Here is a 13129-nt window from a genome sequence, read left to right on the forward strand (position 1 = left end):
AACCCTTGGCGGAGCTCGCCTGATGCCGAGCTACGCTCTCCTCGTCGAATATGACGGCACGGCCTTCTTTGGCTGGCAGCGGCAGGCAAGCGGCCCCTCGGTCCAGCAGGCGATCGAGGAGGCCGCTTCCGCGCTGAATGGTGGCGTCGTGCCTCTCGCCACCGCCTCGGGCCGCACGGATTCCGGCGTGCATGCCGAAGGCCAGGTCGTGCAGCTGGAATTGTCCGCCGGGCTCCCGCCCGATCGCATGCGGGCCGCGCTGGACTTCCACGTCAGGCCGCATCGCATCGCCATCCGCGCGGCGGCCTTCGCGCCGGAGGGCTGGTCGCCGCGCTTCTCGGCCGTCCAGCGCCATTACCGCTACCGGATCCTCGCGCGGAGGGCCAAGCCGGCGCTGGAGGAGGGACGCGTCTGGCATGTCCCGCTGCCGCTCGATACGGAGGCCATGCATGCGGCCGCGCAGGGGCTGCTGGGCAAGCACGACTTCTCCGCCTATCGCGCGGCGTCCTGCCAGGCGGATTCGCCGCTGCGCACCCTCGACCGGCTGGACGTGATCCGGACCGGCGAGGAAATCCACGTCCTCGCCAGCGCGCGCAGCTTCCTGCACCATCAGGTGCGCAACCTCGTGGGCACGCTCTACGAGGTCGGGCTGGGACGCCGGCCCGTCCGTTGGCCGCGCGAGGTTCTGGACGGGCAGGACCGCCGCCTCGCCGGACAGACCGCGCCGCCGCAGGGCCTCTGCTTCCTAAGGGTCGATTTTCCCGAACCGCTGGACTGGCGCTGAATCAGCCGCCCGAGATGCGCGCCGTCACGCCGCCGATGAACAGGCCGAGCGCCAGGTCCAGGATCACGAACATCGCCGCCGTCAGCCCCGGCAGGTTCAGCGCCGTGCGCGTGACGAACCACTCCAGCCAGATCGCATAGCCCACCGCCGCCAGCCCCAGCGCATTGCCGATCCAGCCCGGCAGGCCCAGCACGCTCGGCAGCAGCAGCACGATCAGCAAGGCATATTGCACGAGGTTCGACCAGTTCCAGGCCGCGATGAAGCGCGGCCAGTCGCCGCCGCGCTGCGCCTGATGCGCCAGCACGCGGGAGGCCAGCGCGAAGGCCACCCAGCCCAGCGTGTAGCCGATCAGCTCGGCCGCCAGCGCCACGGCGGCGCCACTCGGCGGCGCGCCCTGCATCGACCAGCCGAAGACGCGCAGCGCCAGCAGCACCGGCAGGCAGATGGCCGCCGCAAGGAAGGAATGCCGCGCGCCCTCCATTCCCGGGGCGATCAGCGCCAGGCCGACGGCCCGACCGCGCGCGAAGAGAAGGGCCGCGGCGATGCCGTTGGCCACGCTGGGCGGGTTCAGCGCAGGCACTCCTCGATCACGAGGCGGTAGAGCCCGGCGAGCGCCCGCAGCTCCGCGACCGGCGCGGATTCGTCGCGCTGGTGCAGCGTGGCGCCGACCGCGCCGAGCTCGGCCACGGGGCAGTAATGCGTGATGAAGCGGGCATCCGAGGTGCCGCCGCCGGTGTCGAGCTTCGCCTCCAGCCCCGTGCCGCGGCGCACCGCCCGTTGCAGCGCCTCCACGAAGGGGCCGGGCTCGGTGAGGAAGCTTTCGCCCGAGACCGAGACGCGCAGCTCATGATCCGGCGCATGCTCGGCCAGCACCGCGCGGAGGCGCTCGGTGAGCGCGGCGGAGTGATGGTGGTCGTTGAAACGGATGTTGCAGAAGGCCTTGGCCTCGGCCGGGATCACGTTGGTCGCGGTATTGTCCACCTGGAGGCCGGTGACCTGGAGCGTGGAGGCCTCGAAGAACTGCGAGCCGGCATCCAGCGGCGCGGCGGTGAGGGCGTTCAGCACGCGGATCAGCCGATGCACCGGATTGTCGGCGAGATGCGGATAGGCGCTGTGGCCCTGCCGCCCCTTCACGGTGATCCAGGCATTCATGCTGCCGCGCCGTCCCACCTTGATGGTGTCGCCGAGCTGCATCTTGGAGGTCGGCTCGCCCACCACGCACATGTCCGGGGTGTGGCCGTTCTCCGCCATCCATTCCAAGACGCGGCGGGTGCCGTCCACGCTTGGCCCCTCCTCGTCACCGGTGATGAGCAGCGAGATGGAGCCGGGATGGTCCGGATTGGCGGCGAGGAAGTCGGCCAGCCCCGCGACGAAGGCCGCAATGCCGCCCTTCATGTCGCACGCGCCGCGGCCATAGAGCACGCCGTCCCTGATCACCGCGGCGAAGGGATCGTCGGCCCAGGCGGCCTCGTCGCCGGGCGGCACCACGTCGGTATGGCCGGCGTAGCAGAGATGCGGCCCCCCGGTGCCGCGGCGGGCGAAGAGATTGTCCACCTCGCCGTATTTCAGCCGCGTGCAGGTGAACCCCAGCGGCGCGAGCGCCGCCTCCATGGTCGCGAGCGCGCCGCCGTCGGCCGGCGTCACGCTGCGGCAGCGGATGAGCGCCTGCGCCAGCGGGATCGGGTCGTTCGGCTCCTCGGGAAGATTGCCGCGCACGCTAAAGCATTTTCAAGTCGAGCGGCTTTGCTCGAAGGCTCGGAAAATGCGTCAAAGCAAAGCAACTGAGCGAGGGGCGTGAGCGCATGCGAACGACCCCTCGCTCAGTCGCGCAGCAGGTCGTTGATCGAGGTCTTCGCGCGCGTCTGCGCGTCCACCCGCTTCACGATCACGGCGCAGTAGAGGCTCGGCCCCGGCGTGCCGTCGGGCAGCGGCTTGCCCGGAAGGTTGCCCGGCACCACCACCGAATAGGACGGCACGCGGCCGACAAAAATCTCGCCCGTGTTGCGGTCGATGATCTTGGTGGTGGCGGAGAGGAAGACGCCCATTGAGAGCACCGAGCCCTGCTCCACGATCACGCCCTCGACCACCTCGGAGCGAGCGCCGATGAAGCAGTCGTCCTCGATGATGACCGGGTTCGCCTGCAGCGGCTCCAGCACGCCGCCGACGCCCACGCCGCCCGAGAGATGCACGTTCTTGCCGATCTGCGCGCAGGAACCGACGGTCGCCCAGGTGTCGACCATGGTGCTGCCGCCCACATAGGCGCCGAGATTCACGAAACTCGGCATCAGCACCACGTTCGGCGCGATATAGGCGGAGCGGCGGGCGATGGCGCCCGGCACGGCGCGGAAGCCGGCTTCCTTCCAGCGGTTCGGGCCCCAGCCCTCCCACTTCAGCGGCACCTTGTCGTAGGCGCCGGCGGAGGTGTCCATGGGCGCGGAATCGCTGAGCCGGAAGGAGAGCAGCACCGCCTGCTTCAGCCACTGGTTCACGTGCCAACCGCCGTCCTTGGGCTCGGCGACGCGGGCCTTGCCGCTGTCCAGCATCTCCAGCGCCGCCTCGACGGCCTCGCGCGGCTCGCCCTGGGTGGCGGCGGAAAGCGTGTCGCGCTTCTCCCAGAGGGACTCGATGGTGGATTGCAGGCTGGACATGACGGCTCCTCGGATGACGCGAAGAGGCTTCGCAGCGAGGCGCGGGGGAGTCAATCAGGCCCAGCGCCGATCTCAGCGTCCGGAAGGCTCCAGCACGGAGGCATGCAGCCAGCCGATGGCCACGCCGTCCCGCCCCACCTGGTACCACCCGCCGGGCGCCTCGCCGATCACCTCGAGCGTGGTCGAGGCCGGAACGACGCCGATGACCTCGCCGCCCACCGGCCCGCTGCGAAGATTGGCGCCGGTGCGGGACCAGGTGACGACCGTCTGCCGGGAGGCGGGTAGGCTGCCGGCCTGAACCGGCGCTGGAGGAGCGGCGGCCGTGGGCGGGCTGGGCTGGGACGGCGGCAGTGCGGCGGTCTCGGCGGGATCGCCCGCGCCGATGACCGGCAAGGGCGGGTAGCTGCGCGCCATGGGCCGGTTCGTCAGGGGGCCGCCGCCGTCGAAGCAGCGGTCCACCATTTCCAGGAAGACGCGCGTGGCCTCGGGGCCCGTGGCGCCGAGCGTGAAGCCCGTCACGCGCGCGGTGCCGCCCTGAAAGGCCAGGACCGCGACATAGGGGATGTAGGGATCGCCCACCCCGGCGCTGGACCGGCCGCAGACGGCCACGGTGTCGGCCAGCGCCTGGGAGAACACCTGCACACCGCGCAGCTGAGTCTCCCGCCCGCCCAGCCGCTCGCGCAGCGCGGCCGTCGCCGCGTCCCGCGCCGCCTGCTGGCGGGAGGCCGGGGCGGGCGCCGGGGCGGCGGCCTCCTTCTCGTCGCAGGCGCCGAGAGCAAGAAGGACGACCAGAAGGTTCCATGGATTGCGCACCGGGCGAGGATAACTCCCCTCGCCCCGCAACGCATATCCCGGAATGGACCGGGCTACTTCTTCGCGCCCTTCCCCTGCGCGCGCAGGTCGGAGATGGTCGCGCGGTTCGTGACCTGCTCCGGATTGATGCGGATCTCGATGATGGCGGGCTTGCCGCTCGCGACCGCGCGCTTGTAGGCCGGCACCAGCTCCTCGGTGGTCTCCACCAGCTCGCCATGGCCGCCGAAGGCCTCGATGAAGCGGGTGAAGTCGGGGTTGGTCAGCATCGTGCCGCTGACGCGCTCCGGGTAGACGCGCTCCTGGTACATGCGGATCGTGCCGTACATGGCATTGTTGAAGACCAGGATGATTGGCGCCACGCCGTGGTGGAAGGCGGTGGCGATCTCCTGGCCCGTCATCATGAAGCCGCCGTCGCCCACGAAGCAGACCACCTGCCGGTCCGGATAGGAGATGGCCGCGCCGATCGCCGCCGGCACGCCATAGCCCATGGCGCCGTTGGTCGGGCCGAGGAAATCCTGGCCCTCCTTCACATGCATGAAGCGCGTGGGCCAGGTGGCGAAGTTGCCGGCATCCGTCGTGAAGATGGTGTCGGCCGGCAGTTCCTTCTCGAGGGCCTGGAGCGCGCGGGCGAGGTTGATCTTGCCTTCGTATTCCGGGGCGGCCGCCTGCTCCTCGCGGGCGGCGCGGACCTGCTGGCGCCAGGCGCCCCAGCGCGGCTGCTTCACCTTCTGGCCCTGCAGCGCCACGGCGAAGGCGTTCACGTCGGAGGTGACCCCGAGCGCGACGCGGTAGACGCGGCCGATCTCGGCCTGGTCGGGATAGACCTGCACGATGGGCGTGGCGCCCGCCATGTCCAGCAGCGTGTAGCCCTGGCTCACCGGCTCGCCCATGCGCGTGCCGAAGGCGAGGATGAGGTCGGCTTCCTTGGCGGCGGCCACGAGCTTCGCATCGGCGCCGACGCCGAGATCGCCCGCGAAATGCTCCGAAGTGCCGTCGAACAGCCCCTGCCGGCGGAAGGAGACCGCGGTCGGGATGTCGTTGGCGACGACGAAGTCGCGGATGGCGGCGCGGCCCTCTTCCGTCCAGCCGCTGCCGCCGACGATGGCGAGCGGGCGCTCGGCCTTGGCCAGCAGCGCCATCATCTCGGGAATGGCGGCCGGCGCCGGATGGGCGGGCAGCACCTTCGCGGGCCCGATGTCGGGCACGGAAACGAGATCCTTCTGCATCTCCTCGGAAATGGCGACGACCACCGGGCCCGGACGGCCGCTGACCGCCACGTCGAAGGCATGGGCCATGATCTCGGGGATGCGGTCGGCGTCGTCGATCTGCGTCACCCACTTGGCGAGCGGCGCGAACATCTTGCGGTAGTCGACCTCCTGGAAGGTCTCGCGGTCGGTCTCGACGACGGGAATCTGGCCGACCAGCAGGATCAGCGGCGTGCTGTCCTGCATGGCGACATGCACGCCGATGGCGGCGTGGCAGGCGCCCGGGCCGCGCGTGACGATGGCGACGCCCGGCTTGCCGGTCAGCTTGCCATGGGCCTCGGCCATGTGGACGGCGCCGGCCTCGAAGCGGCAGGTGATGAGCTCGATCCGGTTGCGAACGGAGTAGAGGCCGTCCAGCAGGTCGAGATAGCTCTCCCCGGGGACCGCGAAGACATGCGTGGCGCCCTGTGCCACCAGGGCGTCGGCCAGCAGCTTGCCGCCGCTGCGCTCGGTGATGGATTGACCCTGCTTCGGCGACTTCGCCATGCGACACTTCCCCCTTCGGAACCGGCCGGAAGCTAGACCGGGTTCACCGGCGCGTCACCCGTCCGCGGGGAAGGGGTGCCGCCTCCCATCGGACCGCCGCGGGGAAATGGGGGCGCTTCGGCAACCCCCATCCAGATCCGCGTCGGCCCGGTCAGGCCTGTCCGGCTGCCAGCCCGGCGGCGGCATCCATGCCGCGCCGGTCGACTTCCTCGTCGATCCGCGAAGCGAGCCCGTCGCTCACCGGCATCATCGGCAATCGAAGCTCCGGACTGTCGATCAGGCCCGCGCGCCACAGCCAGTGCTTGATCGGCGCCGGACTCGGCTCGGCGAAGAGCAGCCGCGGCAGGTCGGAGATGGCGCGCCACGCCGCCAGCGCAGCCGCCGCGTCCCCCGCCTGCAGCCTCTCGCGGATAGCGGCGAAGGCGCGCGTCTCCACATGCGCCGAGGCGATGATCCCGCCCTCCGCGCCCTGCGTCAGCATCGGATGGTAGAAGGCGTCCTCGCCGGTGAGCACCGTGAAGCCCTGCGGCTTGCGGCGCAGCAGGTCGAAGGACTGGCCCATCTCGGCCGCGCAGTCCTTGACGCCGACGATGTTGGCGTGCCGCGCGGCGAGATCCAGCAGGGCCGCGTTGCCGAGATTGACGCCCGTCCGATACGGGATGTTGTAGATCAGGATCGGCCGGCCGGTGCCTTCGGCCAGGACGGAGAAGTGGCGGACCATGCCGTCCTGCGAGGGTCGCGTGTAGTAGGGGCAGGTGATCAGATAGCCGTCCAGCGGCCAGGGCGCGGTCCGGTCCAGGGCCTTGGCCATCCTGCGCGTGTCGCTGCCGGAAAGGCCGAGGAAGAGCGGCAGGCGCCGGCCGGCGGCGTCCAGCTCGGCGGCCACGAGGTGGACGAGTTGCTCCGTCTCCCCGTCCTCGAGCGTGAGACCCTCGCCGGTCGTCGCGGCTACGATCAGGCCTTCGAGCGGCTCGCGGGCATAGTGCCGCGTCATGCGGCGTAGCGAGGCCTCGTCCAGGGCGCCGTCGCGAAACGGCGTGACGAGCGGCAGCCAGAGGCCGCCAGGAATCGGGTGGTTTACATGCACGTGGTTCGTCTCCTCGATGCCGGAGACGAGTCCTGACCAGCGACCCCGTCCAACCGGCGGGGCCAACGTGATCCTGAGTCGCCGCTCCTACGGCGCGCGCAGATCCGTGATGCCCCTCGCGGGGCAGTTTTTGGACGTCGCGGGCTTGGAGCGGCTCGGGATCACGCCGGCAGCATCCGCGGGGGAACCCGCCGCCGTCAAGAGCGCGGCGACAGGCACGGGCGGCACGCGTTCGGCCGCCGTTACGTTACGACATTTGCACGCGGGCCGGAGACCGGTTATTTGCGAACCATTCGCAACGAGGCCCCATGACCCCGAGCAAGTCCGGCACGGCCAGGCCACCGCTCGTGGCCGGCAACCGATCCTTCTGGCTGAAGCAGCTGCATCAGTGGCACTGGATCAGCTCGGCCATCTGCCTGATCGGCATGCTGCTCTTCGCGGTGACGGGGATCACGCTGAACCATGCCGGCCAGATCGAGGCCTCGCCGCGTACTACGGCGCGCACGGCGACCATGCCCGCCGCTTTGCTGGAAGCCCTGCCGCCCACCCAGGGCGAGGTGAAGCGCGCCCTGCCCCAACCGGTCCGCGACTGGATCAGCCGCGAATTCGGCGTCACCGCCGGCGAGCGCGAGGCCGAATGGTCCGCCGACGAAATCTACCTCCCCCTGCCCCGCCCCGGCGGCGACGCCTGGATCAACATCGACCGCGAATCCGGCGAGGCCCGCCACGAGGTCACCACGCGCGGCTGGGTCTCCTACCTCAACGACCTGCACAAGGGCCGCAACACCGGCACGGCCTGGAGCTGGTTCCTCGATGTCTTCGCCGTCGCCTGCCTCGTCTTCTGCCTCACCGGGCTGTTCCTGCTGCACATGCATGCCGGCGGCCGGCCCACGACCTGGCCGATGGTCGGGCTCGGGCTCGTGGTGCCGGTCCTCCTCGCCATCCTGTTCATCCATTGAGAGGTTCCATGCGTCTTCTACCCGCCCTCGCCGCCAGCGCCGCCGTCCTTCCAGCCGCGGCCGGCGCCGCCGAGCTGAACGTCACCATCGAGATCCCGGCGCTCACCGTGGCCGAGTACCACCGGCCCTATGTGGCCCTCTGGGTGGAGCGGCCCGACCAGTCCGCGGCCGCCAACCTCGCGGTCTGGTACGCGATCCGCCTGCGCGACAACGAGGGCGAGAAGTGGCTGAAGGACATGCGGCAATGGTGGCGCCGCACGGGCCGCGAGCTGCGCTTCCCGATCGACGGCGTGAGCGGCGCGACCCGCGCCCCGGGCCGCCACACGCTGCGCTTCGACGGGGCGAGCGGCCCGCTCGCCGGCCTGCCGGCCGGCCAATACAACCTCGTGGTCGAGGCCGCGCGCGAGGTGGGCGGCCGCGAGCTGCTGCGCGTGCCCTTCCAGTGGCCGCCCGCGGCCTCGCAGACCGGCTCCGCCCCCACGGCTTCGGCACAGGGCTCGACCGAGCTCGGCACCTTCTCCGTCTCCACCCAACCCTGAAAGGCCAGAAGTGATGAAAAGCTTCCCTCTCCGGCGGCTCCTCCTGGCCGCCATGGTCGCCCTGCCGATCGGCACGGCGCAGGCACACCGCTCCTGGATGATGCCCTCGGCCACGGTGCTCTCGGGCAACGACCCCTGGGTGACGGTGGACGCCGCCGTCTCCAACGACCTCTTCTACTTCGAGCACTTCCCGATGCAGCTCGACGGGCTGGCCATCATGGCGCCCGACGGCAGCCAGGTGACCGCCGAGAACCAGTCGCGCGGCCGCTACCGCAGCACCTTCGATTTCCGGCTGACTCAGGCCGGCACCTACCGCGCCTCCGTGGCCGGCGGCGGCCTTTCCGCCAGCTGGCGCGAGGGCGGGCAGCAGAAGCGCTGGCGCGGCACGCGCGAGGCCTTCGCCCGCGAGGTGCCGCAGAACGCGGAGAACCTCCGCGTAACGCTGAGCCAGCGCCGCGTCGAGTTCTTCGTCACCCGCGGCGCGCCCAATGACCGCGTGCTGCAGCCGCTGAACGAGGGGCTGGAGATGGTCCCCGTGACGCATCCCAACGACCTGGTCGCCGGCGAGCCCGCGCGCTTCCGCCTGCTGCTCGACGGCCGCCCGGCCGCCGGCGTCGATGTCGAGGTGGTGCCCGGCGGCAACCGCTACCGCGACGCGGTAAACGACCAGAAGGTGAAGACCGGCGAGGACGGCGTGTTCGAGATCCGCTGGGCCGGGCCCGGCATGCACTGGATCGGCGCCTCGGTGCGCGACGCCAACTCCGGCATTCCCGGCGTGCAGCGCAATGCCGGCTACGCCGCGACGCTCGAGGTCCTTCCCTGAACCGGGTTCTCGTCCCGGAGCTAACGGCGCCGCTGGCCCCGCCCCGCCCGGGCGAGCTGCGGAGCCTGGGCGGCGCGACCATGGGGACCACCTGGTCGGTGCGCTATCCGGGCGGCGCGGAGACCTCCGCGCTGCGCCCCGGCATCGAGGCGGTGCTGGAAAGGGTGATCGCGCAGATGAGCGGCTGGCGGCCGGATTCCGACCTCTGCCGCTTCAACGCGGCCCCGGCTGGGTCGCGCCATGCGCATCCGGCGGAATTCGCGACGGTGCTGGCCTGCGCGCTGGAGATCGCGGAAGCCAGCGACGGCGCCTTCGACCCCACCGTGGCGCCGCTGGTGAATCTCTGGGGCTTCGGGCCACCGCCCGCCGCCCGCGCCATGCCGGAGGCCCAGGACATCGCGCAGGCGATGGCGCACGTCGGTTGGCGAAAGCTGCCTTTCGCCCAGAGCCGAGTGCTGCAGCCCGGGGGAATGGGGCTGGACTTCTCCGGCATCGCCAAGGGCCATGCGGTGGATCTGGTCGCCATGCATCTCGCGTCGCTCGGGATCGCCTCCTTCCTGGTCGAGATCGGCGGCGAGCTGCGCGGCCAGGGCATGAAGCCGGACGGCTCGCCCTGGTGGGTAGCGCTGGAATCCGTGCCGGGCGCCGCGGCCCCCGGGGAAGATTTCGTCGTGGCGCTGCACGGGCTCTCCGTCGCGACCTCGGGCGACTACCGCCGCTTCTTCGAGCGGGACGGCCGCCGCTACGGCCATACGCTGGATCCGCGCACGGGCTGGCCCGTCGCGAACGAGGTCGCCTCCGTCACGGTGCTGCACCCCAGCTGCATGCGGGCCGACGCCTGGGCCACGGCGCTCTCCGTGCTCGGCGTGCGGGACGGGCTGGAGCTGGCCACGCGCCAGGGAATCGGCGCGCTCTTCGTCACGCGCGAGGAGGGCCGCCTCGCCGAGCACATGTCCCCCGTCTTCGCCGCCATGCTGGACTGACCCTTGTCGCCCGAGATCGAGCGCTACCTGACCGCCGGCGCGGTGCTGCTGGCCTATGCCGGCTTCTGCGGCTTCGTCGCCTGGCGCCGCCGGCGGCGGCGCGCCCCCGGGCTCGCCGCGATCGCGGGCCGTCAGGAACCAGTGCTCGTCGCCTATGCCAGCCAGACCGGCTTCGCCGGGGAGATCGCCCGGCGCAGCGCGGAAGCCCTGCAGGAGGGCGGCGTCCCCGCCCGTCTCGCGCCGCTGGAGACGCTGGATGCCGACACGCTGGCCGTCGCCGGCCGCGCCGTCTTCGTCGTCAGCACCACCGGCGAGGGGGACGCGCCGGACCACGCCGCCCGCTTCGTCCGCCGCGTGATGGGGCGCAAGGCCGCGCTGTCGGGCCTGGACTACGGGCTGCTCGCGCTCGGCGACAGCTCCTATGCGCGCTACTGCGCCTTCGGCCGGCAGCTCGACGCCTGGCTGCAGATCCAGGGCGCCACGCCGCTCTTCGACCGCGTCGAGGTGGACGACGCCGATGGCGGCGCGCTGCGTCACTGGCAATATCACCTCGGCAAGATCGCCGGCACCAGCGAGACCCCCGACTGGGCGCCGGCGCGCTTCGCCGAATGGCGGCTGGTCGAGCGGCGGCTGCTCAACCCCGGCAGCCCCGGCGGGCCGGCCTTTCACCTCGCGCTCGAGCCGCCGGAAGGCGCGGCGCAATGGCAGGCCGGCGACATCGCCGAGATCGGCCCGCGCAACGCCCGCGCGGCGCTGGACCGCTTCCCGCCCTATTTCCTCGAAGCCCTGCGCGACCGGATTCTGCCCGACGATCCGTCCGAGCTGGAGGGCCTCTCGCCCGAGCAGGCGCGGGAGCGGCAGAAGCCTCTGCCCCATCGCGAATACTCCATCGCCTCGCTCGCCAGCGAGGGACGGCTGGAGCTGGTGGTGCGCCAAGCCCGGCATCCGGACGGGCGGCTCGGCCTCGGCTCCGGCTGGCTGACGGAGCATGCGCCCATGGGCAGCCCCATCGCCCTTCGCGTCCGCAGCAACCGCAGCTTCCACGCGCCGGAGGAGGACCGGCCGATGATCCTCGTCGGCAACGGCACGGGCATCGCCGGATTGCGCGCGCATCTCAAGGCGCGCGAGGCGGCGGGGCGGCGGCGCAACTGGCTCGTTTTCGGCGAGCGCAGCCGCGAAAGGGATTTTCTGTACCGCGAGGAGATCGAGGGCTGGGTCGCGGCGGGCGTCCTGGCGCGGCTGGACCTCGCCTTCTCGCGCGACCAGGCGGCGCGCCTCTACGTGCAGGACCGGCTGCGCGACGCGGCGGACGGCCTGCGCGAATGGGTGGACGACGGCGCCGCGATCTATGTCTGCGGCAGCCTGGAGGGCATGTCGGCCGGCGTGCATGCGGCGCTGACCGAAGCGCTCGCCCACGAGACGCTGGAGCGCCTGGCCGAGGAAGGGCTCTACCGCCGCGACGTGTACTGATCGCGATCGTCGGCCGCGGGAATCATCGCCAGGGCCATCGCGGCGCCCAGCATCGCGGCGAGCCCCGCCACCACGAAGGCCAGCGTCACCGACCCGCTCAGCAGCCACCCGGCCACCGCCGTGCCGATCGGGAAGCCGGCGAAGTTCAGGCTCATCGAGACGGAGAGCACGCGGCCGAGCTCCGCCGGATCCGTCCGGCGCTGGCGCAGGGTCAGCAGGCCGACGTCGATCGGGCCTGCCAGCGCGCCCACCGCCATCAGCCCCAGCACCAGCCCCGCGAGGCCGAAGAAGCTCGCCACCGGGCAGATCGCGAGGCCCGCCGCCAGCATGCCGCCCGCAATGAACAGCCGCTCGCGCCCGGCCATCCGCACGCGCCCCATGAGAAGCGCGCCGAGGCCGCCGGCCACGCCGATGCAGGCCCAGAGCAGGCCGGAGACGAAATCGGCGGTGCTGGGCGAGAAATTCCGGGTGGCAAAGACGGGCACCGCCACGACCAGGATGCCCCAGCTCATCTGATAAAGTGCGTAGCAGACGGCGAGGCCGCGCAGCGTCGGCTGCCGCAGGACGCGCACCACGCCCTGGAGCGCCTGGAGCAGCAGGGGGCCGCTCGCGGAGGGCGGCCGGGGCGGCTCGCGGACCAGGCCGATGCACAGCGCCGCGGCGGCATAGGTCAGCCCCACCACGGCCAGCGCCGCATGCGCGCCGGCGAGGCCCACCAGCGCACCCGCGAGGGCCGGCCCCGCCACGTTCACCAGCGCGTGGATCGACGTGTCCAGCGCATTGGCGCGCTCCAGCCCGCCTGGCGGCACGAGGCGCGGCAGCAAGGTACGGACGCCCGCCGTGCCCAGCGGGCTGGTCAGCGAGTAGAGCGCCACCAGCGCGATCACCAGCGGCGCGGAGGCCAGCCCCGCCACGTCCAGCGCGACGAGGGCAAGCACCAGCGCCCCGCTGACCGCCATGTCCAGCGCGACGGCCCAGGCCGGGCCCATGCGGTCCAGCAGCGCGCCCGCGATGGGGCTGACCGCGAGGCCCGGCGCCATGGCCGCGAAGCCCAGCCAGCCCGCCATCGCCGGGGAATCGAAACGGCCCAGCGCATAGAGGACGATGGTCAGCATGAACATGCGCGAGGCGAGCCGCGACAGCAGCGTCGCCGCCAGCAGCGGGCGGAGGCCGGCGGCGGCCAGGAGCAGTCGGTAGGACATGGGCGCGGCGGTCATGCGCCTTTGATACCGGAGCGCGCGAGCGCGGCCAGGGTACGGCAAAACTTTAGTC

13 protein-coding genes are annotated in these 13129 nt (G+C 71.8%); 6 read left to right on the top strand and 7 right to left on the bottom strand.

The window, feature by feature from the left end:
• Positions 1 to 22 precede the first annotated feature (22 nt).
• A complete protein-coding gene (gene truA / locus EJV46_RS07440) occupies positions 23 to 784 on the top strand; it encodes a tRNA pseudouridine(38-40) synthase TruA (RefSeq protein WP_131547910.1) in 762 nt (253 codons plus the stop codon).
• A 1-nt stretch (position 785) separates the two neighbouring features.
• Here truA and EJV46_RS07445 read toward each other — a convergent pair whose 3' ends face one another.
• The 6 genes from EJV46_RS07445 to EJV46_RS07470 form a co-directional block, all read right to left on the bottom strand.
• Entirely contained in the window at positions 786 to 1364 is a 579-nt protein-coding gene (locus EJV46_RS07445; protein WP_131547911.1) for a hypothetical protein, read from the bottom strand.
• Positions 1352 to 2500 carry a succinyl-diaminopimelate desuccinylase gene (dapE, locus tag EJV46_RS07450; protein ID WP_131547912.1) on the bottom strand — a complete coding sequence of 383 codons (1149 nt, stop codon included), beginning with the start codon at positions 2498 to 2500 and terminating at the stop codon, positions 1352 to 1354. Before dapE ends, EJV46_RS07445 begins: the two co-directional genes overlap by 13 nt.
• A gap of 104 nt (positions 2501 to 2604) precedes the next feature.
• Positions 2605 to 3432, bottom strand: coding sequence for a 2,3,4,5-tetrahydropyridine-2,6-dicarboxylate N-succinyltransferase (gene dapD, locus EJV46_RS07455; protein WP_131547913.1), 828 nt, complete (start codon positions 3430 to 3432; stop codon positions 2605 to 2607).
• A 72-nt stretch (positions 3433 to 3504) separates the two neighbouring features.
• Positions 3505 to 4245 (bottom strand): SH3 domain-containing protein, encoded by a 741-nt coding sequence (locus EJV46_RS07460; protein ID WP_131547914.1) that lies wholly within the window; start codon positions 4243 to 4245, stop codon positions 3505 to 3507.
• Between the two features lie 53 nt (positions 4246 to 4298).
• Positions 4299 to 5996 carry a thiamine pyrophosphate-dependent enzyme gene (locus EJV46_RS07465; RefSeq protein WP_131547915.1) on the bottom strand — a complete coding sequence of 566 codons (1698 nt, stop codon included), beginning with the start codon at positions 5994 to 5996 and terminating at the stop codon, positions 4299 to 4301.
• Between the two features lie 151 nt (positions 5997 to 6147).
• The gene (locus EJV46_RS07470; RefSeq protein WP_131547916.1) at positions 6148 to 7083 is read right to left on the bottom strand and encodes a 4-hydroxy-tetrahydrodipicolinate synthase; all 936 of its coding nucleotides are present in this window, start codon (positions 7081 to 7083) and stop codon (positions 6148 to 6150) included.
• Between the two features lie 308 nt (positions 7084 to 7391).
• Between EJV46_RS07470 and EJV46_RS07475 the strand changes: the two genes are divergently transcribed.
• The 5 genes from EJV46_RS07475 (at position 7392) to EJV46_RS22715 (ending at position 11857) form a co-directional block, all read left to right on the top strand.
• The gene (locus tag EJV46_RS07475; RefSeq protein ID WP_131547917.1) at positions 7392 to 8042 is read left to right on the top strand and encodes a PepSY-associated TM helix domain-containing protein; all 651 of its coding nucleotides are present in this window, start codon (positions 7392 to 7394) and stop codon (positions 8040 to 8042) included.
• Positions 8043 to 8050: 8 nt separating this feature from the next.
• Positions 8051 to 8581, top strand: a complete 531-nt coding sequence (locus tag EJV46_RS07480; protein WP_131547918.1) for a DUF2271 domain-containing protein — start codon at positions 8051 to 8053, stop codon at positions 8579 to 8581.
• Between the two features lie 13 nt (positions 8582 to 8594).
• On the top strand, positions 8595 to 9404 hold the full coding sequence (locus EJV46_RS07485) for a DUF4198 domain-containing protein (protein ID WP_131547919.1): 810 nt from the start codon (positions 8595 to 8597) through the stop codon (positions 9402 to 9404).
• Between the two features lie 80 nt (positions 9405 to 9484).
• On the top strand, positions 9485 to 10387 hold the full coding sequence (locus tag EJV46_RS22710; RefSeq protein WP_165585392.1) for an FAD:protein FMN transferase: 903 nt from the start codon (positions 9485 to 9487) through the stop codon (positions 10385 to 10387).
• 3 nt (positions 10388 to 10390) lie between these two features.
• Positions 10391 to 11857, top strand: coding sequence for a sulfite reductase flavoprotein subunit alpha (locus EJV46_RS22715; protein ID WP_165585393.1), 1467 nt, complete (start codon positions 10391 to 10393; stop codon positions 11855 to 11857).
• Here EJV46_RS22715 and EJV46_RS07495 read toward each other — a convergent pair.
• A complete protein-coding gene (locus EJV46_RS07495) occupies positions 11836 to 13074 on the bottom strand; it encodes an MFS transporter (RefSeq protein WP_206020728.1) in 1239 nt (412 codons plus the stop codon). The two genes, EJV46_RS22715 and EJV46_RS07495, sit on opposite strands and share 22 nt — an antisense overlap.
• Between the last annotated feature and the right edge of the window lie 55 nt (positions 13075 to 13129).

The organism is Roseococcus sp. SYP-B2431, assembly GCF_004336745.1.
GTDB lineage: Bacteria > Pseudomonadota > Alphaproteobacteria > Acetobacterales > Acetobacteraceae > Roseococcus.